Genomic DNA, 24,562 nt, shown 5'->3' with positions numbered 1-24,562 from the left:
GGCGGGCGTCGTCGACATCTTCGGGCCGGGCACCAATGTGCTCGACGCCGCATTCGCGGTGCTCGACAGGATCGAGGGGCGGCTGTCGAACCGATGATCGGGCGCGTCAACCACATCGCCATCGCCGTTCCCGACCTCGATCGCGCGGCGCGGCGGTATCGCCAATTGCTGGGCGCCCAGGTTTCCGCGCCAAAATCCCTGCCCGAGCACGGCGTGCGGGTGGTGTTCGTCGATACGGGCAACACCAAGATCGAATTGCTCGAACCGCTGGGCCCCAACTCGCCGATTGCCGCCTTCCTCGAACGCAACCGGGACGGGGGCATGCATCACATCTGCTATGAGGTGGCCGATCTTTCCGCCGCAGTCCGGCAATTGACCGAAGGCGGGGCGCGGGTTCTGGGGGACGGGCGACCAAAGATCGGGGCACACGGGCTGCCAGTCATATTCCTGCATCCCAAGGATTTCGACGGCACCTTGATCGAAATCGAGGAAACCGCGCCGGGGCAATGATGACCGGCGCAGGAAAAGACCCCACGGCATCGGGGATGCGCCCGGTGATCAGATCAGCGAATGCGTCATCCGTGCCGGCATAGGAGCCTTTTGCGCCGCGTCCCCGAGATCATCTTTACCACCCGCTTCCAGCGCAGGATCAGAAAGGTCCTCCCCTACTGCACAGCTGCCCCTACAGCTGCGGTGAAGCCGTTGAGGGAGATGGAGAGCTCGATGGACCGGCAGTTGCCGTCCTCGAAAACCGGCTGGGCCGGCTTGGTCGCCGCCTTGAGGGCGTCAGCAGCGCGGCGTCGGCATCGATGTCGGCGACGCAGAGCTGGACACAGCGGGTGAATCTGGCGGTCGCCGTCTCGCCCGAAGCGGCGATGAGGGCCACGTGGGCCGGTAGCCAGACCTCGGCCGGCAACAGCACGATGAGCTTGACCGGCAGCTCGGGCACCGGGCGGCCCAGCACGATTTGCTCCACCACCGCCTGCCCGTCCATCGCCGTCAATCTGGGCTATGCCAGCCAATCTTCGTTCATCAGGCAGCGTTACGGCATAACGCCCTCCCGATTTTCGCCGGGTGCACGAACAATGGCCCAATGGCATGCAGGATAAGGCGGCAAGCACTAGCGTAGGGCGGCCAAACAGTCCGGGGCTCCGACTGTTTGGCCGCCGCCATACCGGCCCACCCTGCTATGTGCCGAAATATTGGCAGCGCTTCGTGAGCGCGCTGCCTGAGGGTGTGGGCGAGGCCAACAGGCATTTAATCGTCGGCCTGCTACGCGACGACATTCGTGCCACCCGATCAGGTACGCTAGGATTACTGCGTGACCATGAGCGATGGGCTTGACTATGAGATGGCCGCCGCCGGGGCAGATTTTTTCTCCCTCCCCTTGCCGCCCGCCAGCTATGGTAGCCCGATTATCGCGGCTATCACATGGCTGAAACCTCACCAAGCGGCGTCCAGAATATCTGGCTGCTCGACACCTGGCTGGCCCAGAGCCGCTATCGGCTGGGGGGCGACTACGTCGCCGAAATCCACACCAGTCCACCCGTAACGGGCAAAGAGGCATCCTGCGCGATTCTCGTGCCCGTCGTGCCGGACTGACCCTTTTGCTTATATTCGGCCGTTCAAGATGGGCTAACCCGTCCACAATGGCGCGTTGAAAGCGACGGGCCCTACATCCCTGCAAGAATACGCGAATTGGCAAAAGCCTCGGCCCGCAAAATGTGATCGATGACGATCGAGCGCATGCGACGAACATTGCTTCGAGACGCCGCATCCGCCGCGTCGGGCTGATTGTCCCGCAAGGCTTCGATCAGCGGACGGAAATCACGGCGGAAGTCGATAGGCGCGGATGAATAATGGCGGCGGGCGGCAACCACCCGATCAAGCCGTTCTGTGATCTGCTGGGTCAGGGCAATGGCGTAGGAATTGTTCGAGGCAATCCGAATGGTGCGGAGGATTTCCCCGGTCGCGAGCAGCACACCATGCTCTTCCTCTTCGTTGCGGGCTTGCCGTGGCCCATTGGCCTCCTCGGCAAGCAACACCAGCTGGTCATAGACGTCATCGATGCGACCACAGCTCATGCGGGCGAGTTGGGGCGAGATCATCTCGGAAAGATCATAGAGCTCGATGACGTCCTTAAGGGTAATTCCGTCGATCCGGTATCCCTTGTTGGGCGCGGACGTGACCCAATGGCCGGCCACTAGCCGCTCCATGGCCGCGCGGACAGCCGAAAGGCCCATGCCGATATGCGCCATCAATTGCTGGGCGGACAGCAGTTCCCCGGGCGGCAGAACGCAATCGATTATATCGGCCTTGATCAGGAAAAAAGCCTTGTCGGCCAGCGTCTTGGCGGAAACGGCTAGCGACCGTGCGTGCAGCGCGCTCGGAACGCTGTAACCTTCATGATTATTCATGGACCACGAAAATCCTCTAGATCGCGATTGAGAGCAGATACCAAAGCCGCGAGCGGAAGGGAAGCTGGGGCATGGCAGCTAAAGCCCCTCAAGGCTCAGTAACATTTTACTGTTGCATATTCATCCTTAACTGATATCCTATTGCTGAGATTGCCTAATTGAGGAGAGTATGGTGACGGCGTTATCCAGCCCCAACACAGCAACCGAGCAAGAGCGCCAGTATCGCTGGAGCCGCACCCGCACGTTCATGGACGACCACGGGCTCGACGCGCTCCTGATCTTTGGGTCAGACCGAAGCGACCGCTATGATGCCGGGCAGTATCTGACCTATGACCGGCGCTATCAGCACCTCGTCTTCCCGCGTGAGGGCGAGCCGGTAATGATCGCATTTGCGGCCCAAGTGGCTACCCAGAACATGGTGGCCCGCGAACGTGGGCAGAGCAGCTGGATCACTGATATTCGCACCGGCGCAGTGACCCATCTCGGCCCCGAAATCCTCAAGGAGAAGGGCCTCCACAAGGGGAGAATCGGGGTAATCGGCGCGGGCTGGGGCGGCCCGTTCTTCCGATATGGGTGGGTACCAAAGGACGCCTGGGAAGCCGTGCAGGCCGGATTGCCCGATGCCACGATCGTGCCCATCACCCAGGAATATGGGCTGGTGATGGCGGAAAAGAGCAAGGCGGACCTCGCGCATCTACGCCGCGCTGCCCAAGCCGGTGACGAGGCCATCCGCGCCATGATGGCGGTTGCGCGCCCCGGAGTGACGGAAACGGAAGTCTATGCGGCCGGCTACGCCGCGCAACTCAAGCTCGGCATGCGCGTGACCTGGATGCTGTTCCAGACCGGGCTGCAAAACCCCTCCTGGGGCGAGCCAACATGGCTCATTCGGGGTCACAAACCCCGCGTTCTCGAAGCCAACGACATGGTTGGCGCCGAAATCTTCCCCAACTTCGCCGAACTCAATACCCATGTGAACATGAGCTTTACGTTAGGCACGGTTCCCGATGAGACGCAGCGTTGCCACGAGATCGCGCGTGAAAGTTTTGAGATCGGGATGCAAATGCTGCGCCCTGGTGCGAGTTTCAGGGACGTCTTCGAAGCGATGGAAGAGCCGACGCGCCGCGCTGGCGCCTGGCACCTGACGCCGCAGATCGCAGCGCTGAACCCGCTGCTGGGCGGTGGGCCGTCCGCCGATGGAATTCGCGACCAGCTTCCCGACATGGCCTCGCAATACCCGTTGGTCGATGGCGGGGAGCGCATGCCGTTCGATTACGAAATCAAGGAGGGAATGACATTCTCGCTCCAGCCCGACTGCCGATTCGGTCGCTACTGGTCGCTGATTGGCGGCGTCGTTGCGGTGACGGGGGATGGCGTTGAGAGCTACAACACACTGTCCACCCGCATGAACCATATCGATTAATAGCGGAGCCGGCGGTTGAGGGACCGCCCGCGCATATCCCGCCGCGGCGCAATTACGCGCCAGGGAGGGCACGCAACGTAAAGGAGAGGAAAAATCATGAAACTCGATCGTTTCAAGCTGTCATTGGCAACCGCGGGCATGGCGATGCTGGCTGCGATGTCTGCGGCCCCAGCACTGGCTCAGACCGACCTGCCGGAGGGTGTTGCGGCCCTTCTGGAGGCGGCAGCAGCCGAGGGCACCGTTTCGCTTTTTGTCAGCACCGACGCGCGAACCGCCGAGGATGAAGTGCGTCTCGAGGAAGGGATCGCCAAAGATCTTGGCATCGCCATCGATATCCGGCTGGTCAGCGGCTCGCCCGACCCGGTCTATATCCAGCAAGTGGTGCAGCAGCATAATGCCGGGGTCGAGGCCCCCGTGGATCTGTTCGTCACGGTTCCAACTCTGCTCGGCATTCTCAACGAGGCAGGCGCGATCGCGGGCACCGATTGGGCGGCGCTCGACGCCAATCCCGATGAAATCGCCGAACAGGTGCATGGTCTATTCGTGGCCGAGTTCGCGCGCCCGATCTTTTACAACACCAATCTGTTGAGCGCAGAGGAAGTGCCGACCAGCATCGAGGATCTTCTGCGCGAGGAATGGGCAGGCCGGATCGTGACAGCTGCTTTGCCAGACGTCTTTTCGCCCTGGGCGATCGGACTGGGCCAGGACGAGACGCTGGACATGGTCGAAACCCTCTTCGTTGACCTGCGCGCGGGTATTGCCCCCGCGCCCACGGCAATCCGCACCCTTGTCGAAAGCGGGGAATATCCGATCGGCTTCGGCATCCGCATCTCCGCCGACCAGGTCGCCAACAACTCCCCCGTCGCCTACGTCCCCATCAAGGCACCGTTGGTTCCGCGCTTCGCCGGGGTCCTGGAGCAGTCGAACAACAAGAATGCGGCCACGGTGGTTGCATGGTGGCTGTCCCAGACCGAAGCTGGCCAGGCCCTTTCGGCCGAAGTGCTCGATTGGCCCCGCCACACGACGCCGGGAACCGATCTCTTTGAGATGTCGCAACTGACCGACGGCTTTTATTCTGCCCCCGCCGAGTGGTGGATGACCACAGGCGTGGAAGCGGGCAATGCGATAGCCCGGCTTTTGCAGGATATCTGAGCGATCCGGGCGGCAAGCGGGGGCTTCCCGCCTGCCGCCGCACATGAGGATAGTCTAGGCCCATGTCATATTCCTTAGGTCGGGCGCCTGCGATATCAGGGCGCCGCCAAGACCCTCTGGGCAAGCTTGTCGTCGTTCTGGCGGTGATTGCCCTGGCCCTGCTTTTGCTGCCCATAGCCGGCCTTGTCCTGAGCAGTCTGTTTTCCGATGATACCGCAGCGTTCGGGCTGGGAAATTATCAGTCCATCATCGGATCGCGCAAATTCGTCACTGTCGTCACCAATACCGCCATCCTCGCCTTCGGCAGTCTTGCGGTGATGTTTCTCGTCGCGATTCCCCTCGCCTGGCTCTATGCCCGAACCGATTTCCGCTGGCGCGGGGCTATCCTCATCGCCGCCACCAGCCAGATCGCCATTCCGGGTTTCCTTGTTGCTCTTGGCTATATTTTTCTGCTCAATCCTTCCAACGGCCTGGTCAACCTTTGGTGGCGCGAGGTCGGCGGCCAGGGATCACTCATCAACGTCTATTCGATGCCATGGATCATCCTGCTCCAGGGCCTCACCATGGTCGGCCCGGCCTTCTATTTCCTTGCGCCGGCGCTTTCGAATGTGGACGGTGCCATGGAGGAGGCGGCAAGCGCCCATGGCGTGAGCAAATTCGACGCGCTGTTCAGAATCCTTTTGCCGATGACGGCGCCAGCGCTGATCAGTACAGCGCTGTTCTTTCTCGTTATTTCAGTGGAAACCTTCGACTATGCCGGCATGCTGGGAATGCCGGCGCGGATCGACGTGGTGGCCACATGGATCTATCAATTCACCCAATCGTCCATGACCCTGCCCCAGTATGGGCACGCCTCAGCCATCGGGACCATGACAGCGGCTATTCTGTTGGCGCTGATCCTCGTCCAGATGCTGGTTTTCAAACGCGGCACCGAAGCCGGGACGATCGGCGGACGGGCAAAAGTCGCCTCGGTACGATTGGGTAAGGGCGCGCAACTGGCCGCTTTGACCGGGTTTGCCATCTACGCTTTCATGGGCATCGGCCTGCCGTTCTTGATGCTGGTCTGGACGGCGCTGCTGCCCGTGCCACAACCGCCCAGCCTGGAGGCGCTGTCACAGCTTTCGCTGACCGGTTTCGGAGCGCAGTTCTGGGCCGAACTGGCCAATGTGGGCGGAACGACCTTGTTTATTACTCTGTTCGTGCCCACGTGCGTCCTGCTGTTCACGATCGCGATGTCCTGGGTTGCCATGCGCACGCCAACCCTGGGCAGGACGATCAATCTCGTCACCGTGGTCAGCCTTGCCGTCCCCTCCATCGTCATCGCCGTGGTGTTCAATATCGGCGGGTTGGCCGTGCACCGCTACGTTCCCCTATTCGGCACGGTCTGGCTGCTGGTCATCGCCATTGGCACCCGCTATGTGGCGACGGCCCATCGCATCACCGAGAACGCCTTCCGCCAGCTCAACCCCGAAATGGCCGAATATGCGCGGACCGCGGGAGTGACATCGGGCCGGACTCTGTTTTCCATAGCCATTCCGGCCGCGCGCACCGGGCTGATCTTCGCCTGGTTCTGGGTTGCGCTGCTGACGCTGCGGGAGCTGCCCATTACGCTCATCATGAGCAATTACGACCTGCAAACGCTCGCCTCGCGCATCTTTCTCTACAACAGCTCGGGCCAGACCCAGCAATCGGCCGCGCTGTCGGTGGCGCTGTTTGCCATCGTGACGGTGTTTCTCGCCGGCTTCCTCTACCTCACACGGCGCCCACGCGCCTGATAAAAAACGGTTCAAGGCATCCATGACAGCGATTGCACTAGCAAAAATCGAGAAAAGATTCGGCGGCCAGAATGGCATTCTCGTGCTGGATAAGCTCGATCTCACGATCGGGGAAGGCGAATCTTACGTCCTGCTCGGTCAATCGGGCTGCGGAAAAACCACCACACTGCGCATGATGGCCGGACTGGAAGAACCCACTGGCGGTGAAATGACCATCAGCGGTAACGCGGTCTATTCGCGCGCAGACCGGATATGGGTGGCCCCCGAGCGGCGCCCTATCGGCATGGTGTTTCAATCTTATGCCCTGTGGCCCACGATGACGGTGATGGAAAATGTCCGGTTCACCCTCGAACGCGGGCGGACGCGGCTTGCGCGGGCCGAGGCCGTGGCACGCACCAGGGATGTGCTTGAGATGATGCAGATCGGTCACCTCGCCGACCGGCGCGTAACCCAGCTTTCGGGCGGACAGCAGCAGCGCGTGGCCCTTGCGCGCGCTGTGGCCCAGCAGCCCCGGATCCTGCTGATGGACGAACCGCTCTCCAATCTAGATCCCCAATTGCGGTCCGATGTGCGTGGTGAAATCCGCAGGCTTTGCAAGAACCTTGGGACCACGGCAGTGATCGTCACTCATGATCGCGACGACGCGCTGGGGCTAGCGGACCGCGTGGGGGTGATGGATAAGGGCAGGATCTTGCAGCAGGCCGCCCCGTCCGACGTCATGAGCGAGCCGGGCTCGCTATTCATCGCCCGCCTGTTCGGGGAGGTGAACACCCTCGATGGACATGTCGCCGCCTTGGATGATGGACATGCCAAGATCGCCGTGGCGAGCCAGGTCTTCTCTGTCAAGCGGCAGCTCTGGATGGAAACCGGCCAGACCGTAGTCCTGGGAGCCCGCCCCTTGAGCCAGAGCTTCGCGGAGAACGGCATCGCCGGGACCGTTGCGGAAAGCCATCTCGAAGGCCAGATGCGCCGCAATAAGGTCGATGTCGGGGACGGCATGATGACCATCTACCATGAGGGCACAGCCCTGCCGGTCGGCGAGCGTGTCTTTGTGGCGACGCGCCCCGAGGGCTGGATGGTCTTTCCAACCCGCTGAATGGCGGGTCGCTCTAAGTCGTTGTTTTGTCGTGCTTCCGAGCCGAACAAGCGATAGGTTCGCTTGTTCGGGGACGCTCCGACAGCCCGGACTCAGGCACTTCCTTCGGGCCAACGGGCCCAGGGATGGGGAGCGCCGGTCAAATCCACATAGACCGATTTCTGGGCCATGTAGGCGCGGATACCCTCCCTGCCCTTCTCGCGTCCGGTTCCGGAATCCTTTTCACCCCCGAACGGCGTGGAAATTGAGAACTGCTTATAGGTGTTGACCCAGACCGTGCCGGTGGTGATGGCGCGGGCAGTGCGCCACGCTTTGGGGAAATCGCGGGTCCAGACGCCGCACGCCAGGCCATAATCATTGGCGTTGGACTGGGCGATCACATCGGCTTCGTCATCGAACGGCAAGACGCACAGAACCGGACCAAACACTTCCTCGCGGCAGATATCCGCGTCGTTGGAAAGGCCGGCGAGAACAGTTGGCAGATAATAGGCGCCCTGGTCGTAAGCTGACCCTTGGGGGATGGCGCCACCACACAGAATTTGCGCGCCCCCTGCGACGGCAGCGGCGACCTGGGCGGCAACGGCGTTGCGATGATCGACATGGACAAGAGGCGCGACCTGGGTGTGCTCATCGAAGGGGTCGCCCACAACCAGCCGTTTCGTCGCCGCCACGAGACGGCCCACGAAACTTTCATAGATGGAACGCTCGACAAAGAGGCGTGACCCGGCGATGCAGCTCTGACCGCTGGAGGAAAAGACCCCAAACAGGATGCCCGCAATGGCGAGGTCGATATCGGCATCTGCGAAGACGATGGTTGGAGACTTGCCTCCCAGCTCAAGCGAGACGGGCATCAACTTTTCAGCCGCCTGACGGGCCAGCATGCGGCCCGTTGCGGTGCCGCCTGTGAAGCTCACTCGGGCGATGGAGGGGTGCTCGACCAAAAGATTGCCTATTTCCCGACCCGCACCGGGCAGGACTGAAAACAGCCCCTGGGGCAGGCCGGCCGCCTCGACAATGCGGGCGAGTTCGAGCGAGACAAGAGGTGACCACGAAGCGGGCTTGAGCAGCACGGCATTGCCGGCGGCGAGCGCCGGAGCGACCTTCTGGGCGTCGGATGCGATGGGAGAGTTCCAGGGCGTGATGGCAGAGACCAAACCAAGCGGCTCGTGGACCGACAAGGAGAGATAGTCGCCGCGTGGCGCGGTGAGGGTATCGTCGAGACTTTCCAAAGCACCGGCAAAATAGCGGAACGTCGCCGCCGCGGACGCAACGAGCGCCGTGGTTTCGCGCAGCGTCTTGCCGGTGTCGCGGGTCTGGATATAGGCGATGCGGGCGGCGTTGGTATCGATGCCCTCGGCAATGCGGTAGAGAAACCGCGCCCTTTCATGAGGCTTGAGATTGCGCCAGGCGGGATCGGCCTGGGCCGCAAGAGCACGCTCGATGGCGCGTTCGCCATCGGCGCGGCTAGCCCCCGGGATGATGCGGTTGATCGATCCGTCGCCAGGAAAGGCCGAAACGATCTCAGCGCCGGTCCCCGTTTCCCATCGTCCGCCGATATAGAGCTCCGAAGAAGGCAGTTCGAAACGATTCATATGGCTTGCTCCCGGCACCGGTTGAAGATTTCCCGCGCCACCGAATAGACGGTGGCGACCGAGGTTTTCGGATTGTCCGGGGATGGCTTGCCTTCGATCCTCATCGTGAAGTCGGCAGCGGAGGCGCGCACGCTGTATTCGTGCACATTGCTCCTGACAGCGGGGTCCGCAATGAGCCTCACATTGGTGTTTTCAAACCCCAGACCGGCCAGAGCCAGCGTTGCCGCAACATTGGCGTTCTTGGAATATTGTGTGGCCGCCTCGCGGGCATTGCCTGAAAACAAGACCGTTTCGGTTGCAAGCGAATCCAGATCATGGAGCGCCGCAGCGGGGGTATCCTTCCAGGCCAACGGGGGCTTGCGGGCCGTATAGGTCACCGCCTCAATCCCCGACATCTGAAGGGCCGAGAGAATATCGATGCCCCCGATGGCACCGGCAGGGAGGATGAACCGGGTGGACCCGGCACGCGCCGCCTGCATCACGGCGTCATGCAGGCTCTGGTCGGCGAGCGAGCCTGTAGAAACGATGATCGCTTCTATGCCCGCCTTGAGCACGGCCGTAGCATGCTGGCGGACTCCATCATGGCCCGCGCATTCAACGACCAGATCGGGCCTTCTGGCGATCAAGGCCTGCGTCTCGGAGACGACGACACCCCTCCCCGGGAAGTCCTCGGCCAGCCGCGTGCGAGTCTCATCAGCGGCCCCGGGCCGACACAATACGGTTGCTCCTGAAAGCGGAACGTTCTCGCGCACTACCATCCCGATCAGGGTGCGCGCGATATTGCCATAGCCAATCAGCCCCAGATGCATGCGATCAGACCTTGTTGCCGGCGGCGCCGGCCGGCGGGCCGGAAAAACTCTCAGTGAAGGGCCCGATCGCTAGCATGTCGATCTCAATGACCTGCGGCCCGTCCGCTGCCAAGGCGCCATCAAGTGCAGCGGCAAAATCGGCGATGTCACTGATCTTTCGGTGCGGCATGCCGATCGAAGCGCAGTGGGCGGCGAAATCTGGGGTATTCAGAACGGAATAATGGTGGCGGCCATTGTATTGGGCGTCCTGGATGTTGCGGATCACACCATAAGCCTGGTCATTCATGAGCACGTAAACCAGTTGCGCGCGCTCCTCGACGGCTGTGATCATTTCGGCGATGCCCAGTTGGGCGCCGCCATCCCCCAGTAGCGTTATCGCCTTGGCAGTGGGTGATGCGATGGCGGCACCGATGCCCATGGCGATGCCCTGTCCGATACCGCCCCCCAACGCATGGACGCCATGACGGGGATCGGCGAATTTGACGTAGCGGTTGCCGAAAGTGGAGTTCGAGATGGTCACATCGCGCACCCAGGGGTGGCCACCCGGCGCCACGCGTTCGAGTAAGGCGTCGGCGAGGGCGCCATAAGGGCCGATGGCAGCGCGCATCGCTCCCTCCGCTTGGGCCCGTGTCTGGGCGACGTCGAAAACGAGATTGGGATCGACCGCCAGTTTTTGCGGCAGGCGATCGAGCAGCCGCTGAAGCGTGTCGGCGGCATCTCCATGGACGAACATGTCCACGAGATAATTGCGTCCGCCCTGAGTGGCCTCAGCGTCGATCTGGATGATGGGCCGAGGCAGGCGCATGGCGTTGTTGAGGGTTTCATTGCCGCGCAGCCTGGAACCGACGACGATCATCAGATCGATGGTCTCGTAGAGCACCTGCGATTGAGGGGCCATGTTGAAGGCACCCAGATTGGCAGGGCTGTCCTCCGACACCGTAGCGCGGCCATTGGTGGAAGTGACGACCGCGAAACCGCGTTCAACCAATTCTGCTGCCTGCCTGTGGGCTCCGCGCGCGCCGCCGCCGAGCCAGAGCATGGGCCGCCGCGCGCCTGAGACAAGGCGAGCGATCTCCTCGATCGCGGCGTCGTCTGCCCGGGGGCTCTGCGGTTGCGGCGCAAACACGCGTGTGGCAGGGGAAGGGGCACTGCGCTGGACATCGATCGGTATTTCAAGGGTGACCGGCCCTCTGGGGGCGCTGATGGCAGCCGAGACGGCAGCAGTCAGCGTGCCGATGGCACCCTTTGCATCCCAAAGACGGTAATACGCCTTGGATATGCTTTTGAGCATGTCGGGCTGGCGCGGAACATCATGGATCGGTGCGCGATCGCGGTCCATGAACTGGATGTCGACGGTTGACGTGATATGCAGCAAGGATGTGCCCGCCGTCAGGGCTTCGACCTGCGCGCCCGCTGCGTTGCCCGCCGCCGTACCCGTCGAGGTCATAACGACGCCCAGCTTGCCCGATACGCGCGCATAGGCGTCGGCCATGTTCATGGCGCCAGCCTCGCCGCGCGCTGGCACGAACCGCACCCGCCCCTGACGCGCGATCGCATCCAAGATCGGCATGTTGTGGATGGAGATGACGCCAAAGATCACCTCGACGCCGATGTCTGCGAGATAGGCGGCAATGACCTCGCCCACTGTCTGGTGGCGTGTGGTGTAATCGAGTTTCATATCGGCTTCCATGGACTGATATCAGATGTGCCGGGCGAGACCGCCCGAAACATCGAGTTGCGCGCCAGTGATGTAGCTGGCGGCATGAGACCCCAAAAAGGCGATTGCCGCGGCAGCTTCGCTCGGATCGCCCAGACGCCCGAGCGGAATGCCCTTGCTGCGGGCCAGATTGCCGTACCATTCGTCACGGCTCATCGACTGATCTTCGCGTTCGGCGAAACGGCGGCTCCACTGGCCGGACCCGACCAGGCCGAGCAACACGGAATTGACCCGGACATCGGGCGCCAGTTCGAGACTGAGCGACTTGAGCAGATTCTGGACCCCGGCCCGGGCCGAAGAGGTACAGACCATATGCGCCTCGGGCTGGTAGGCGAGCAGCGAATTGACCGCCACGATGGCCCCTCTTGCCGTCTTCAGCATCGGCAGGAAAGCACGAATGGGATAGATCTGGCTGAAGAGCTTGAGATCATATTCCTCCCGCCAGTCGTCGTCGCCGGTATTGGCAAAGGACGAGATACGGCCTTGGCCGGCATTGTTAACCAGTAGGTCGCTCCGTCCGAAGGCCGTCTCGACATCTGCGGCGAAGGCGCGGACGGCATCGGAATCGAGCACCGAGAAGGCGCGCGCCAGCAAGCGGTCCGGGCCGTGATCGCGCCCCAGGACAGAAACCACGTCCTTGAGCCGGCCCTCGCCGCGGGCGCACAGCGCGACCCTGGCGCCCTGCTCAAGCAGCAATTGAACCGTCGCGAGACCGATACCGGACGAGCCGCCGGTCACCACCGCGACCCGTCCCTCATAAGGCAATGTCATGTGTTGTTTCCTCTCAGATCGGGGAAGCCGGGATCGGGACGGCCCTGCATGATGGCGCGCTGGGCGCTGGTCGGCGGCCCGGCCGTCATCCACTGGTCCATCTTTTCGGGCACATCTCGTGGCCAGACCTGCGCTTCATGGGTTTGCTCGTCGATCTGCTGGATTTCGGAGGTGAACTCGATGACGAAGCCCGAGGGCGAAACGTAATAGGCGAAAGGATTATCGCCCGGGCCGTGACGGCCCGGCCCCCAGGTGGGGTGGATGCCCTTTTCCTTCATCCGGCCGATCGAGCGCATGAATTCATTGATCGAGGGCAATTCGAACGCCACGTGGTTGACCGAGGGGTAATGGCCCCGCACGAGCGCGATCGAATGGTGATCTGTTGCGCAACGCAGGAAAACCATCTGGTCGGCCGAATAATCGGAGACCCGGAATCCGAGCACGTCCACATACCATTTCTCGACCCTGTCCATTTCGGCGGTATTGAGAACAACATGGCTCACCTTGCGCGGACGCGCCCACTCGTCTCGTGCTTCGACCACTCTTGCCTCTGTGCGGAAGCGCAGGCGGCGCAAATCGGGATCGAGCACCTCGAAACCATAGCCACCCGCAAAATCGTCAAATTTGGCTGGATCGCCCAGCACAGCTGCGCCTCTCGCTGCGGCCTGGCGGTGAAGCGCATCCATGGCGGCACGGTTCGGCATCGAAAAGTGCACATATTCGATGCCATAGACCGGACCATCCTTGAGGCCGTAGATGAACGGCTCGCTACCGGTACCCCTCAGATAGACAAATCCGTCCTCCTCATGGGCAGCGGTGAGACCCCAATTGTTCTCGTAAAAGCCTTTGGTGCCAGTGATGCCTGGCGCGCGCATGACGATGCCGCGCAAGGCATCCACGCGAATGGGTTCGCTCATCTGACGTCTCCCTATTGTACTGTGCCTGTCATAGGCAGCGTATTTCTCATCGTTGACGCGATGGTGTGAGCCAGGGCCGCGGGGGCCTGGCGGTGAATGGCGTGCCCGGCACCTGACACCAGCACATAGTCCCCGCGGACGGACGCGCTGAGCGCGTCGAAGGCGGCACGAGACTGCGCCGGCGGCGTCACCACGTCTTCGGCACCGACGATGACCGAAGTGCGGACACGGACCCGCGCGCAATCGGCGGCGAGATTGCCCGAAGCGAGCATGCGCGTGGCCTGGCCATAACCGGGCACGGCAATCTGCGCCATGTCCTCGCGCACGGCGGCGACGAGCCCGGCGTTGCGGTCGGAAGCATGGATCAGCCGCGGGGCCCTGACGGCTGCAAATGCCGCCGTCCCCAAGCGTTCGAGATCGACAAGGCGCTGCGCGTCATTTTCGGAAAGTGTGCCGCCGTGGGGAGTGGCGCGGCCCTGGGCGCAGGCGGCGAGCGTCAGGCTGGCGACCCGGTCGGGATGATCAGCAGCGAATGCCGCGCCCATCAGCGTGCCCAGGGAATGGCCAAGAACATGGACGTGTTCGAGCTGCAAGGCATCGCAGAGCGAAAGCAGCGCCTCTGCATAGTCGGCAGCCATTGGCCAATCGGAAGCCAGCGGTTCGCTCCGCCCATAGCCCGGGGCGTTCCAGCAGATGACGCGCAGCTCTGAAGGTAGATAAGCGAGCAGGTCATCGAAGGCGGAAGCCAGCGATCCGATGCCATGCAGGCATACAAGAACGCCTCCGCTCCCGGGGCGCTCACGCCATTCAATGCCGTTGGTGAGGGTTTGGCACATGGTCGAAACGAAAAGCCCGTGGTTGGAGGCGAGAGGGGCAGAGGCCCCTCCCGAAGCTGTGTGTCAGCCTGCGGCCTTGCTTCCAGCAGGCCGCGGAATCTTGGAAACAGGATGGTCTTCGGGGTAAGTCGGGGTGACCGGCTTGGGGTTGCCGATCATCACGCACATGAGGGCTTCTTCGATGCCTTCGTTGCGCAGGCCGCGATAGACACCGGCCGGGACCGAGATGATGTCCCTTTCGGTGAGGACGGTTTCGACGAGCTCGCCCTTATGCTCGATAAAGAGACGAATTTTATGTCCCTTGAGGATGAAGAACACTTCCTCAGCATCGCGGTGGATGTGCAGCGGACCTTCGCAACCGGCCGGCAGGACCATGGTCGAGAAGGTGAAGTTTTCCGCCGGAACCACATTCTCATCATCGGCCACGCCCGTGGCGCCAGTGCCGATATAGCGCATCTGCGCACGGCGGTAGATCGGATCATAATCGGCTTGGAACTTCAGCGCATTCCAATCGATCGTGCGGGTTTCGTAGCGGGCGACGCGGCTTTCGATCCACTCGGAGAGTGATTTCCCTTCAGGGACCACCACGTCGTCCGGTTCGATCGATGGGAATTTTTTTGGCGCTACGGACATCAGGAACTCCTGTGCTGATGGTTCGGAAAAAATGGATTTGATGGAGTACGGGCAAGGCTTAGGGTGGACATGCCGTGTGGATACCAACGCACGGCCGGACAAGCCGACCCGCCTGTCGGAAACGGTCCTGTTTTGATGATCGACACCATTTCGAACGCAATCTCCTCGCGCAACATATCGTTCAAATATACACACTGTGTTCAGGATTATGCATAAACCTCTCTGTGTCAAGGGCACACATTGCCCGCGCACGCGCTATGGACTATTAAAAAGCATGAGACTTCTGGCTGGAGCTTCGCGTGGCCGACGACACGACCGTGATCGATGATGAAACCTCACCGGGGCCATCCTATTCGGTGCCGCCGGTTCACCGTGCCTTCCGGTTGCTCCGCCACATCGCGGCGGGCGGACGCTGCCGCAATGCCGCAGCCACCGCGCGGGAACTGGGCATCAACAGGACGACACTGATCCGCCTTCTTCACACGCTGGAAGCAGAAGGGATTATCGAATCAGACGACGACGGCGCGAGCTGGCAACTCGGCGTGGGAATGATCTCCCTCGCCGCCGACGCGCTTAAATCGCGCGATGTGACAAGGATCGCTCAGCCCATCATGGCCAGACTTGCCATTGAGCTGCACCTCTCCGTTCATCTGGGCGTACTCGATGGGCATGAGGTGGTCTATCTGCTGCGCGAGACGCCCAATTCCCACCTGATCAGCAATATCCGTGAGGGCTCTCGCCTGCCTGCCCACGCCACCACGATCGGGCGCATCCTGCTCGCTTATATGCCTGAAAGACAATTGCTCGATCTCTACAGGGACGTCGATCTGGAAGCCCATACCCCCAAGACCTCGACGACATTGGCTCAACTCATCACGCAGGTTGCCGAGGACCGAAAACAGGGCGTTGCCTGGAGCCTGGGCCACTTCGAACCGGGAATCGGCTCCTGTGCCGGGGCCATCTTCGATCACCGTTCCCGCCCCATCGCCGGCATCAACGTTACCGGCCCTGAAGAGCAATTCAGCGCTTATAGCAACACCGCCTTGCAGATCGAGGGCGCCATCAAGGCGGCGGCAGCCGAAATTTCCAAGGGCCTCGGCTACCGCGGTTAGCCCGTCGGAAGAGCCTTCCCCGCGCAATAGCGAGTCTCCTTTTCCCCGTCGCCAGCGGCGGCGCTGCTTTCTGCCGCGCGGATTCTGGGTGCGGATAGAGAGACTTGACTCCATCGCCACCATGCGCAACCATGAACGTTGCGTTTATATTTGAACATGCCCGGCTGCCCTGAAAACCGCAAAGCGGCTGCCTCGCTTCATCCCATATTTCCAATCCGGCATGCGACCGCCGACAGCATAAGAAAAAGACATGGATCGTTTCGAAATTGCCATTTGCGGTGGCGGCGTGGGCGGCTTGACCGCAGCGCTGGCGCTGATCAAAACGGGACACAAGGTGACGGTGTTCGAGCGCGCTGAAAAATTCCTGCGCATCGGCGCCGACGTCAATCTCACGCCCAACGCCGTAAAGGCGCTGGACGGACTGGGCATCGGCGATGCTCTGCGCCAGACCGCGGCTCGCCCCACCTATCGCATCAGCCGGACGTGGGACACGGGGGAAGAAACATCACGCTTGCCCATGAGCAAGGCTGCCGAGAAAAATATGGTGCGCCCCAACTCACCATCCACCGCGGCGACCTGCTTCAGGCGATGGAACAGGCCATTGATGCCAGATGCATCCGGTTAGGCCATCACGCCGTTGCGGTCGATGTGGATGGAGAACGGCCGGTCGTTGCCTTTGCGGATGGCAATACGGAGAGTTTCGATCTGGTGATCGGCGCCGACGGCATCCATTCTGCGGTCCGCACCAGCCTGTTCGGCACCGACGCACCCGAGTTCACAGGGCTGGTGTCTTACCGCTCGGTTATCGCCAGCAAGGACGTTGACGTGCCCAATCTCGACTGCTTCACCAAATGGTGGGGGCCGACGTCCGACATGCAGATCGTCACGTTTCCCCTGCTCCGCGGAGAAGAACTTTTTATCTTTGCCACCACCTCGCAACCCGAATGGACAGACGAGAGCTGGACGATGCCGGGAGATGTGGAGGAATTGCGCGCGATCTATGCCGATTTCCACCCTGAGGTTCAGGAAATCCTCGCCGCCTGCGCCAGCGTTACCAAGTCAGCGCTCTATGTGCGCGAGCCGTTCATGCACTGGAGCCGTGGCGGCGCGACGATTCTGGGGGATGCCGCCCATCCGATGGTGCCCTTCATGGCGCAGGGTGCCTGCATGGCCATCGAGGATGCCATCGTCCTTGCGCGGTCAATTGAGGGCGCTTCGCTGGCCGAAATCCCGCTGCGTCTGAAAGCCTATGAAAAATTGCGCAAACCCCGCACCAGCCAGATCCAGGAAGGATCACGCGCCAACACTTGGCTCAAGGGCCATAGCAATGCCGATTGGGTTTACGGCTATGACGCCTGGGGACTGGCTATACCGGCCTCCTGATCCGGAGATAGACACCAAAAAAGCCCGGTCGATGACCGGGCTTTTGTATTGCGTCAGACCGTCGCTGGTCGGGCGCTTTCGTGCCAGGGAATCAGGACTGTGCGCAGCGAGCCCACGAGAAAGTAGAGCGCAAAGCCACCGCAATCCGCGATCACTGGACCTTGATCAGCCGTTCGAACGCATTCTCGTTGATACGGTCATCGCGCCAATGGCGATCTTGCAGATATCCTCCAAGTGTATGGGCTGCCGGGCGAATAACAGGCCCGGCACGAGTGAACGTTTTAAAACGAGAAGTTAGGGCGCCTGATCTGCTTCAGTCGGATCAGGCAGTGCTCTAATATCCCATTGCCGCTCCATCGCCCCGCGGATCGGCGCCGCCTTCGAACATGCCGGTTGAGGGGTGGATGCGGATCGCCTGTGCGTGGCCCAGCGTGCCGCTCCATTGCTCCACCATTTTGACCGGCTGGCCCCGCAGCCGCAGCTCACGCACCGTTTCATCGGAAATTCGCGATTCAAGCACCAGATCGCTGGATTCTGTTCCCCATGTCCTTCCCATCAGCCAGCGAGGCGCTTCGATCGCCTGCTGCACGTCAAAGCCAAAATCGATCAGACGGGTCAGCATGGCGGCCTGGGTCTGGGGCTGGCCTTCACCCCCCATCGAACCGTAAGCGAGAACCGGTTTGCCGTCCTCCATCAGCATTGCCGGAATGATGGTATGGAACGTGCGCTTTTCGGGCTCAAGGCAGTTGGGGTGATTTTCATCCAGCGAGAAGAATGAGCCCCGGTTTTGCATGACGACTCCGGTGTCCCCGCCCATCACGGCCGCGCCAAAATCATGGTAGATCGACTGGATCATTGAGACGACGAGGCCATCCGAATCCGCAGCGCACAAATAGATGGTGCCACCATCAGGGCCGCGCTTGTCGAAGTTTGTCCCATAGCGCACCCCCGGCTCCAGCCTCTGGAGATCCAACGCGCGGTCCCTCGAAATCAACGAGCGGCGCTCGTCCGCATAGTCCTTGGACAGCAGCCGATCGAGGGGAATATCAACAAAGGCGGGGTCAGTCAGCCACTCGTCGCGATCGGCAAAGGCGACCTTCACCGCTTCAACGATATGGTGGTAGTAGTCGGCGGTCCCCTCACCCCAGCTGCTGACGTCGAACCCGTCAAGTAGATTGAGGATTTGCAATGCCGCAAAACCCTGGGTTGAGGGCGGCAATTGATAAGCGTCATATCCGCGATAGGTGGTCGAAACCGGCTCAACCCAGCGCGCTTGATATTTGACGAAATCATCGGGCGTCAGTGGCGAGCCATCCGCAGAAAGGGCTTCACAGATGCGCTTGACGACATCGTTTTCGTAAAAGCCGCTGCGGGCTCCCTTGGCCGCCAGCTCGATGAGGGTTGCCGCCAGGTCCGTCTGCGTCAGCACTGTCCCTTCGCGCAACGGCATCCCGTCGGGCATGAAGGTTGCCGCCATGCCGGCGTCCCGAGCCAGGATTTCGGCGTCCTGGGCGAGCCAGTCGGCCAGCGACCGGGTTATGGCAACCCCATCTCGCGCATAGGCGATAGCGTCAGCGAAAAGGGTCTCCCAAGGCAGCTTGCCATGGCGCTCATGGGCGAGCCGCCACCCGTCGATGGTGCCTGGAACAGTAAGAGCGGCCAAGGCGCCGCGCATCGGGATACGGTCCGAAATGCCACGCGCATGATAATATTGACGGGTTGCCGCCTTGGCGGACGGACCGCTGGCGTCCAGCGCCTCAACACCCTCGATGGCCGCCCCGGCGATCAGCCAGAAGCCATCGCCGCCCAGCCCGGCCATGTGCGGGTAGGCAACGCACAAGGTGGCATTGGCCGCAATGGCCGCATCCACCGCGCTGCCGCCCCGCCGCAAGGCATCCAGACCCGAGGCTGACGCAAGATGATGGGGCGTGGAGACCATGCCGCGCGACGCAAGGGTGGGGGGACGGCCGGTCCGGGGACCGTTTGAATGGATCATGGCTTTCCTCTTATGATCAGGGTTGCTCGGATTTCTCCTTTGGGGGAAATAACAGCCGTTGTGCCGGAGGGATCATCGCCCCGACCGAGAGGGCCAGAAGGCCGAGCCACCAAAGAAATTCTGGACCCTCAGTCGTCCCGATGCTGATGAGGGGGAACGAACCGAGCAACAACACAAACGACGTGCTCAGATAAACGACTCGGTTTTTCAGTAACCGCTGCATGGCCTGCCCCTTATCACGCGATCACGACGAGAAGGACTGTCGCAACGCCCGTCAGCAGGAAGGCCACGATGGTCCAGGGCAATGTCTTGCGCATGATTTCACCTTCCTTGCCGCTGATTCCTGCCGTGCTTGCCCCCATGACGACGTTGGCTGGCGCGATCGCGTTACCGATCGCCCCACCAGCGCTTTGGGCCGCAAGGATCGTTGCTTCGGGCAGATCCTTGAGACGGGCGATCGTGATCTGGAGATCGGAGAACAAGACATTGGAGGATGTGCTGCTCGACGTGGTGAAGGCCCCGACGACACCGATGCCATTGGAGAGGAAGGCGAAAGCATAGGCCGGCGCCACGGCCGAGATGCCGAGCGCCAGAACTTCGTTCTGCCCGGAATGGTTCATGATCGAAGCCATGATGAGAAAAGCGATGATTGGCACCGACGCGGGAACGGCGGTTTCGACAAGCCCTCCCACGATGCTCTGGCTGGCTTTTTGTGTGGTCTGCGCCCATTTCGAAAAATACCCGCGAAACTGAAAGAGAACCCATGTCAGGATCGCGGTGATGACCAGCCCGGCCCCCGGATGCGAGAATGGACGAAGCGCGGAATATGCATCCGTTCCGGGGAGCACCAGGCCGTAACCAGTCGACACGGTTGGGAACGGAAATCCGAACGTAAAGGACGAGAGCGCCGCTCGCAAAGGCTCGATAACCGACGTACCCACCGCAATGATGCTGAGGACGATATAGGGCAGAAAAGCCATTGTCGTGGACATCGGAGGCACTTTGTCGTCAGTCGTGTCCATGGCGCTGGTCAGCATTGCCGGTCGATCGACAATAGAGGGGGCAGGCAGGGCGAAACGCTTCCAGCGGGCCAGCGGGAAGAGAGCCAGGAGCGCCGCCGTGGCCGGCAGGAACGCCGCCAGCGCAGGATCGATCGCCACAGCAATGATCTGGCCAAGCCCCTGAATCGCCGAAATAACCAGAACAAGCGGCCAACCATGGCGGACTGCCGGCCAGCGGCCATACATCCAAACCACCATCAAACCACCGAGAACGGTCTGGATCACGACGAGGATCGCGATTTGGTAGGCTGTCGCCATCATGGTGGCCTGGTCGATATCCACCACCTGGAGGGTTGCCAGCCAACCGGCCCCGAGCGTTCCATAAAACTTCGCCCAGATATGCGCGATGATGGGTATCGCCACGGCATAGACGGGCTTTAGTCCAAAGGCGACCAGCAAGGGCGCAACGATTGCAATCGGCGTCCCAAAGCCGTCGATCCCCTGAAGGAACGACGTAAAAACCCAACCAAGGGCGATGACGATGAACAATTCATTCTTGCTCAAGCGGGTGATGCCTTGCCGCATCGCTTCATACCCGCCCGATTTGTCCATGATCTGGTAGAGGAGCAATGCCGGCCAGATGACCAGCAGGATGAAAATCGCGTCCCATATCCCCTTGGCGCCGGCAACGGCCAGGGTTTCCAACGGGGTTCTAAAGGCAAACAGCGCGATCGCAGCGGCCACGAACACCCCGAACGCCCCCGCCTGCTGCGCTGTCCAGCGCAACTGAATGAGCAATAACGCAAGTATGATTACGGGAAGTATGGATAAAGACCAATGTAATAAATCGACTGGCAAATCCATACATGCACTCCCTTTTCAAGGTTTATGTCAGAGCATAAAAATGCCACTCAAAAGCAACTTTAAGCTGCCTGCCCAACGGTGATCAAGCAATATCGCGGCACGGGAAAATGACCTCGCCCGTATCACGACCATCCTCCCACCGCCAAAAGAACCGCGCCCCCTCGACCTGATAACCGCAGCCATGCGCACCAATTTCGGATTGGGTTTGACCCCACCCACAGCGCCCCAAAGCAGAAAAACCCGCCGCTCCGCGGGACCTTCAGCGCGAGAAGTGTTTCACGGCTGTGCGCTCAATATGATCTGAGCTCCACCCACGTCTTGAGCGCGGGCAAATCATTGGGCGAGAGTTCGTGGCCGGCATCGATCAGGAGCGCATCGAGGTCTGCGCCGGCGGCAGTCAGCGCCTTCGCCAGTTGCGGGGCGGTCCCGGCAAAGAGATCGCGTGTGCCCGTCAGCAGCGCGATCTGCGTGTCGGACAGGTCGGCTGCAGGGGACGCATCGAGCACATCGACGGCCCGCAGCAGCATGGCCCGGCGTACAATGCCAGGATGCAGGCGCACAAAGGCCGCCAGAAAATTCGCGCCGTTCGAATACCCCAGATAGGTCATGGTGGCCGGGTCAAAGCCATAGCTCGACACGGCCCCCGCGATGAAGGCAGCAAAGGCCTCGGCCTCGAACGCGATGTCGGCCTGATCATAGGAAAAGGCATCGATCCGCCGAAACCAGCGCAGACTCCCGTCCTCTGTCGAGCGCCCCCGCACGCCCAAAAGTGTGGCGCGCGGGTTCAGGCGCGCGGCGAGAGGCATCAGGTCAGCCTCATCGCCACCAGTGCCATGCAGCAAAACAGTAACGGACCCGTCCGGATCCTTTGGCACGTACAAACGGTGAATGAACGGCAGATCGCGCATCGGGATGCGCTCCTCGCCTGGCAGGGCAAATTGCGGCAGCATCACGCGAAGATCGTCAGTGCGGGAGGCGTCATGGGGCGGAATTTGCAGTGTGCCGCCCAGATGGGCCTCATCCTCGTCGACGGTGAAGCCCGGTTGATCGGTCGCATATTCAAACAGCGTTCCCGCAGGCTCCCGAACATAGAGCGACAAGAAATATTTTCGATCGTGAACGTGGGTGACACCGGCATGATCGCGCAGGTCGAGCCGCATCTGCCGCACGGCGTCGGCATCTGGTGCCCGAAAGGCCACATGGTCGAAGACGCCCGCGCCGGGTGCCCCCACGACAAATCCTGCCGATTGGCGCAAATCGATCACGTCCGTGTCCGATTGCATGCGGATAAAAGGCCCGTCGCGCAGCATTTCGCGATAGCCAAAGCGTTCGGCGAAGGCCGCTGTCGCCGCGGAATCTGCCGTCAGGATGGTGACCGATCGAATCCGCGTCGGGGCCAGCGGATCGGGCAAGGGCGCCAGCGCCGGCATATCCGCGCCCACCAGCTTGACAATAATCCCGTCGGGATCACGCAGGCGCAGCACGGTCTCGCCCAGTTCGCGTGCCGGGCCGGTGACAGGAACGCCTGCCGTGATGGCCCGTTGCAGCCAATCGCCAATACTGGCGGGCGGGACGGCAAACCCGATTTCACTGACCTGCTCCAGCCCGACGCCGCCCCGAGTGCCGTCCTGCCATACAAGGAAGGTGATGACGGTCCCTGGGGTGCCCAGCCGGTCGCCGTAAAAGAGATGCAACTGCTCGGCATCCTCGAACCCGCCGGTCTGCTTGACCAGGCGCAAACCCAGAAACCCAACGTAAAAATCTACGTTCTTCTGGACGTTCCCGGTAATGGCGGTGACGTGATGAATGCCGGTTGTCATGGTTTCGACCTCATGTGCGAGCTGCCCATCAGCCTCACCAGAAAGCGGCTTTCCGATCCGAACGCAAGGGCAGGGGTTGGCTGGAGCGGTGTGTAGGCCACGTGGTCGTCACCCTTGCTGAGCGATTGCTGCGCCGGTTCGATCTGGCGCTTTCGACAGACCCAGATGGGCCGTCAATTCGCGCGCCGCAGCACCCCCGGCACGATTGGCGCCGATGGTCGAGGCCGATGGGCCATAGCCGACAAGGTGAATGCGAGGATCGCGCGCAACTTGGGTGGCCAGTCGCCCGGTCATGGTGATGCCGCCCGTGTCCTCGCGCAAACCCAAAGGGTCCAGATGACCAATCGAGCTCCGAAAGCCCGTTGCCCATAGGATCACATCGACCTGAAGCTCGGAACCGTCCGGCCAGCGTACGCCATGCGGGGTGATTGTGCTGAACATGGGCCGGCGGTGCAGGGCGCCGCGCGCCTGCGCCGCCCGCAGTTCCGGGGTCCAGATCAACCCCGTCACCGACACCACAGAGTCTGGGGGCAAACCTGCGCGCACGCGGTCTTCAACAAGGGCCACGGCGGCGCGGCCATCTTCCGGGGAGAATGCGCCCTCCCGGAAATAAGGTTCGCGACGGGTCACCCAATCGGTGGTCGTGATCTGCGAGATTCCACCGAGGTGCTGGAGCGCAGAGATGCCGCCGCCAACGATGAGAACGCGCTGTCCGGAGAATTCGGCCGCCGAATGATAGTCAGCGCTGTGGAGTTGCCGCCCTTTGAACGTCTCGATGCCGGGATAGTGCGGGATGAATGGCGTATCCCAGGTGCCCGTGGCGTTGATGAGGCCGCGGACCGTGAATGTCTGGCGATCGGTTTCGATCCGCAGCCGCTCGCCCCGTGTGCTGACGGCTTTAACAGAGATCGGGCGATAGACCGGCAAGCCAAACCGCGCCTCATAGGCCGCAAAATAGTCAGGCACCGCGCTGGCGGCGCGCACCTGGCCTTGGCGTGGGGTGATGATATCGGCCATGGCCAGGCCGGGCAGATCGTGAATGCGGTTGACCGTGCTGAGGGTGAGCGAGGGCCAACGATGTTGCCAGGCGCCTCCGGGCTGGGCGTTCTTGTCGAGAACGAGAAAATCCCGCCCTGGCTCAAGCCCGAGCTTCGCCAGATGATAGGCAGACGACAAGCCAGCCTGTCCGGCGCCAATCACCGCGATATCAAGAGTGATGGAGGCACTGACAGGACGCATGATGCAGACGTT

Annotated in this window: 21 protein-coding genes and 1 pseudogene; 9 read left to right on the top strand and 13 right to left on the bottom strand. The window is 61.7% G+C overall.

The annotated features are described in order from the left end of the window. The first annotated feature begins 93 nt into the window (after nucleotides 1-93). Nucleotides 94-510 carry a methylmalonyl-CoA epimerase gene (gene mce / locus VNS12_RS07540; protein WP_325487211.1) on the top strand — a complete coding sequence of 139 codons (417 nt, stop codon included), beginning with the start codon at nucleotides 94-96 and terminating at the stop codon, nucleotides 508-510. Nucleotides 511-682: 172 nt separating this feature from the next. Here mce and VNS12_RS07535 read toward each other — a convergent pair whose 3' ends face one another. Then, nucleotides 683-994, bottom strand: a complete 312-nt coding sequence (locus VNS12_RS07535) for an invasion associated locus B family protein (RefSeq protein ID WP_325487213.1) — start codon at nucleotides 992-994, stop codon at nucleotides 683-685. 437 nt (nucleotides 995-1,431) lie between these two features. Between VNS12_RS07535 and VNS12_RS07530 the strand changes: the two genes are divergently transcribed. Beyond that, nucleotides 1,432-1,602, top strand: a complete 171-nt coding sequence (locus VNS12_RS07530) for a hypothetical protein (protein WP_325487210.1) — start codon at nucleotides 1,432-1,434, stop codon at nucleotides 1,600-1,602. A 71-nt stretch (nucleotides 1,603-1,673) separates the two neighbouring features. On the opposite strand, the gene VNS12_RS07525 is transcribed toward VNS12_RS07530, so the two are convergent. Beyond that, a complete protein-coding gene (locus VNS12_RS07525; protein ID WP_325487209.1) occupies nucleotides 1,674-2,417 on the bottom strand; it encodes a GntR family transcriptional regulator in 744 nt (247 codons plus the stop codon). 169 nt (nucleotides 2,418-2,586) lie between these two features. On the opposite strand from VNS12_RS07525, the gene VNS12_RS07520 reads away from it, so the two are divergent. The 4 genes from VNS12_RS07520 (at nucleotide 2,587) to VNS12_RS07505 (ending at nucleotide 7,860) form a co-directional block, all read left to right on the top strand. Then, the gene (locus VNS12_RS07520) at nucleotides 2,587-3,837 is read left to right on the top strand and encodes a M24 family metallopeptidase (protein WP_325487208.1); all 1,251 of its coding nucleotides are present in this window, start codon (nucleotides 2,587-2,589) and stop codon (nucleotides 3,835-3,837) included. A gap of 96 nt (nucleotides 3,838-3,933) precedes the next feature. Continuing rightward, nucleotides 3,934-4,989, top strand: coding sequence for an ABC transporter substrate-binding protein (locus VNS12_RS07515; RefSeq protein WP_325487207.1), 1,056 nt, complete (start codon nucleotides 3,934-3,936; stop codon nucleotides 4,987-4,989). Between the two features lie 62 nt (nucleotides 4,990-5,051). After that, nucleotides 5,052-6,764, top strand: coding sequence for an ABC transporter permease (locus VNS12_RS07510; protein ID WP_325487206.1), 1,713 nt, complete (start codon nucleotides 5,052-5,054; stop codon nucleotides 6,762-6,764). Nucleotides 6,765-6,786: 22 nt separating this feature from the next. Next, on the top strand, nucleotides 6,787-7,860 hold the full coding sequence (locus tag VNS12_RS07505) for an ABC transporter ATP-binding protein (RefSeq protein ID WP_325487205.1): 1,074 nt from the start codon (nucleotides 6,787-6,789) through the stop codon (nucleotides 7,858-7,860). Between the two features lie 92 nt (nucleotides 7,861-7,952). On the opposite strand, the gene VNS12_RS07500 is transcribed toward VNS12_RS07505, so the two are convergent. From VNS12_RS07500 to VNS12_RS07470, 7 genes are all read right to left on the bottom strand, one after another. Further along, nucleotides 7,953-9,452, bottom strand: a complete 1,500-nt coding sequence (locus VNS12_RS07500) for an aldehyde dehydrogenase (RefSeq protein ID WP_325487204.1) — start codon at nucleotides 9,450-9,452, stop codon at nucleotides 7,953-7,955. Beyond that, nucleotides 9,449-10,261 carry an aspartate dehydrogenase gene (locus VNS12_RS07495; protein ID WP_325487203.1) on the bottom strand — a complete coding sequence of 271 codons (813 nt, stop codon included), beginning with the start codon at nucleotides 10,259-10,261 and terminating at the stop codon, nucleotides 9,449-9,451. The genes VNS12_RS07500 and VNS12_RS07495 overlap by 4 nt, the downstream gene beginning before the upstream one ends. A 4-nt stretch (nucleotides 10,262-10,265) precedes the next feature. Next, the gene (locus VNS12_RS07490; RefSeq protein ID WP_325487202.1) at nucleotides 10,266-11,939 is read right to left on the bottom strand and encodes a thiamine pyrophosphate-binding protein; all 1,674 of its coding nucleotides are present in this window, start codon (nucleotides 11,937-11,939) and stop codon (nucleotides 10,266-10,268) included. A 21-nt stretch (nucleotides 11,940-11,960) separates the two neighbouring features. Next, nucleotides 11,961-12,749, bottom strand: a complete 789-nt coding sequence (locus VNS12_RS07485) for an SDR family oxidoreductase (protein ID WP_325487201.1) — start codon at nucleotides 12,747-12,749, stop codon at nucleotides 11,961-11,963. Continuing rightward, a complete protein-coding gene (locus VNS12_RS07480) occupies nucleotides 12,746-13,666 on the bottom strand; it encodes a VOC family protein (RefSeq protein ID WP_325487200.1) in 921 nt (306 codons plus the stop codon). Before VNS12_RS07480 ends, VNS12_RS07485 begins: the two co-directional genes overlap by 4 nt. Nucleotides 13,667-13,677: 11 nt before the next feature. Then, a complete protein-coding gene (locus VNS12_RS07475) occupies nucleotides 13,678-14,502 on the bottom strand; it encodes an alpha/beta fold hydrolase (protein ID WP_325487199.1) in 825 nt (274 codons plus the stop codon). 63 nt (nucleotides 14,503-14,565) lie between these two features. Continuing rightward, nucleotides 14,566-15,237, bottom strand: a complete 672-nt coding sequence (locus tag VNS12_RS07470; protein ID WP_325487198.1) for a cupin domain-containing protein — start codon at nucleotides 15,235-15,237, stop codon at nucleotides 14,566-14,568. 197 nt (nucleotides 15,238-15,434) lie between these two features. On the opposite strand from VNS12_RS07470, the gene VNS12_RS07465 reads away from it, so the two are divergent. The 3 genes and pseudogenes from VNS12_RS07465 (at nucleotide 15,435) to VNS12_RS07455 (ending at nucleotide 17,630) form a co-directional block, all read left to right on the top strand. Next, a complete protein-coding gene (locus tag VNS12_RS07465) occupies nucleotides 15,435-16,247 on the top strand; it encodes an IclR family transcriptional regulator (protein WP_325487197.1) in 813 nt (270 codons plus the stop codon). Between the two features lie 250 nt (nucleotides 16,248-16,497). After that, a pseudogene (locus VNS12_RS07460) lies at nucleotides 16,498-16,659 on the top strand (FAD-dependent oxidoreductase); the annotation flags it as partial. A gap of 71 nt (nucleotides 16,660-16,730) precedes the next feature. Next, entirely contained in the window at nucleotides 16,731-17,630 is a 900-nt protein-coding gene (locus tag VNS12_RS07455) for an FAD-dependent monooxygenase (RefSeq protein WP_325487196.1), read from the top strand. A 334-nt stretch (nucleotides 17,631-17,964) separates the two neighbouring features. Here VNS12_RS07455 and ggt read toward each other — a convergent pair whose 3' ends face one another. The 4 genes from ggt to VNS12_RS07435 form a co-directional block, all read right to left on the bottom strand. Continuing rightward, nucleotides 17,965-19,626: a gamma-glutamyltransferase gene (ggt, locus tag VNS12_RS07450; protein WP_325487195.1), complete on the bottom strand. Its 1,662-nt coding sequence runs from the start codon at nucleotides 19,624-19,626 to the stop codon at nucleotides 17,965-17,967. A 236-nt stretch (nucleotides 19,627-19,862) separates the two neighbouring features. Beyond that, nucleotides 19,863-21,491, bottom strand: a complete 1,629-nt coding sequence (locus VNS12_RS07445) for an L-lactate permease (protein ID WP_325487194.1) — start codon at nucleotides 21,489-21,491, stop codon at nucleotides 19,863-19,865. 290 nt (nucleotides 21,492-21,781) lie between these two features. Then, complete coding sequence (locus VNS12_RS07440; protein WP_325487193.1) at nucleotides 21,782-23,311, bottom strand: VOC family protein; 1,530 nt, start codon at nucleotides 23,309-23,311, stop codon at nucleotides 21,782-21,784. A 108-nt stretch (nucleotides 23,312-23,419) separates the two neighbouring features. Further along, nucleotides 23,420-24,550, bottom strand: coding sequence for an FAD-dependent oxidoreductase (locus tag VNS12_RS07435; protein WP_325487192.1), 1,131 nt, complete (start codon nucleotides 24,548-24,550; stop codon nucleotides 23,420-23,422). Nucleotides 24,551-24,562: the final 12 nt, after the last annotated feature.

The sequence above is a fragment of the Pelagibacterium sp. genome (assembly GCF_035555455.1).
Classification (GTDB): Bacteria; Pseudomonadota; Alphaproteobacteria; order Rhizobiales; family Devosiaceae; genus Pelagibacterium.
This window is presented reverse-complemented; position numbering and strand designations above follow the sequence as displayed.

Bases quoted from the DNA above. Each gene is read 5' to 3' on its own strand.
- mce (WP_325487211.1), top strand. From the start codon at position 94: ATGATCGGGCGCGTCAACCACATCGCCATCGCCGTTCCCGACCTCGAT.
- VNS12_RS07535 (WP_325487213.1), bottom strand. From the start codon at position 994: ATGGACGGGCAGGCGGTGGTGGAGCAAATCGTGCTGGGCCGCCCGGTG.
- VNS12_RS07530 (WP_325487210.1), top strand. From the start codon at position 1,432: ATGGCTGAAACCTCACCAAGCGGCGTCCAGAATATCTGGCTGCTCGAC.
- VNS12_RS07525 (WP_325487209.1), bottom strand. From the start codon at position 2,417: ATGAATAATCATGAAGGTTACAGCGTTCCGAGCGCGCTGCACGCACGG.
- VNS12_RS07520 (WP_325487208.1), top strand. From the start codon at position 2,587: ATGGTGACGGCGTTATCCAGCCCCAACACAGCAACCGAGCAAGAGCGC.
- VNS12_RS07515 (WP_325487207.1), top strand. From the start codon at position 3,934: ATGAAACTCGATCGTTTCAAGCTGTCATTGGCAACCGCGGGCATGGCG.
- VNS12_RS07510 (WP_325487206.1), top strand. From the start codon at position 5,052: ATGTCATATTCCTTAGGTCGGGCGCCTGCGATATCAGGGCGCCGCCAA.
- VNS12_RS07505 (WP_325487205.1), top strand. From the start codon at position 6,787: ATGACAGCGATTGCACTAGCAAAAATCGAGAAAAGATTCGGCGGCCAG.
- VNS12_RS07500 (WP_325487204.1), bottom strand. From the start codon at position 9,452: ATGAATCGTTTCGAACTGCCTTCTTCGGAGCTCTATATCGGCGGACGA.
- VNS12_RS07495 (WP_325487203.1), bottom strand. From the start codon at position 10,261: ATGCATCTGGGGCTGATTGGCTATGGCAATATCGCGCGCACCCTGATC.
- VNS12_RS07490 (WP_325487202.1), bottom strand. From the start codon at position 11,939: ATGAAACTCGATTACACCACACGCCACCAGACAGTGGGCGAGGTCATT.
- VNS12_RS07485 (WP_325487201.1), bottom strand. From the start codon at position 12,749: ATGACATTGCCTTATGAGGGACGGGTCGCGGTGGTGACCGGCGGCTCG.
- VNS12_RS07480 (WP_325487200.1), bottom strand. From the start codon at position 13,666: ATGAGCGAACCCATTCGCGTGGATGCCTTGCGCGGCATCGTCATGCGC.
- VNS12_RS07475 (WP_325487199.1), bottom strand. From the start codon at position 14,502: ATGTGCCAAACCCTCACCAACGGCATTGAATGGCGTGAGCGCCCCGGG.
- ggt (WP_325487195.1), bottom strand. From the start codon at position 19,626: ATGATCCATTCAAACGGTCCCCGGACCGGCCGTCCCCCCACCCTTGCG.
- VNS12_RS07445 (WP_325487194.1), bottom strand. From the start codon at position 21,491: ATGGATTTGCCAGTCGATTTATTACATTGGTCTTTATCCATACTTCCC.
- VNS12_RS07440 (WP_325487193.1), bottom strand. From the start codon at position 23,311: ATGACAACCGGCATTCATCACGTCACCGCCATTACCGGGAACGTCCAG.
- VNS12_RS07435 (WP_325487192.1), bottom strand. From the start codon at position 24,550: ATGCGTCCTGTCAGTGCCTCCATCACTCTTGATATCGCGGTGATTGGC.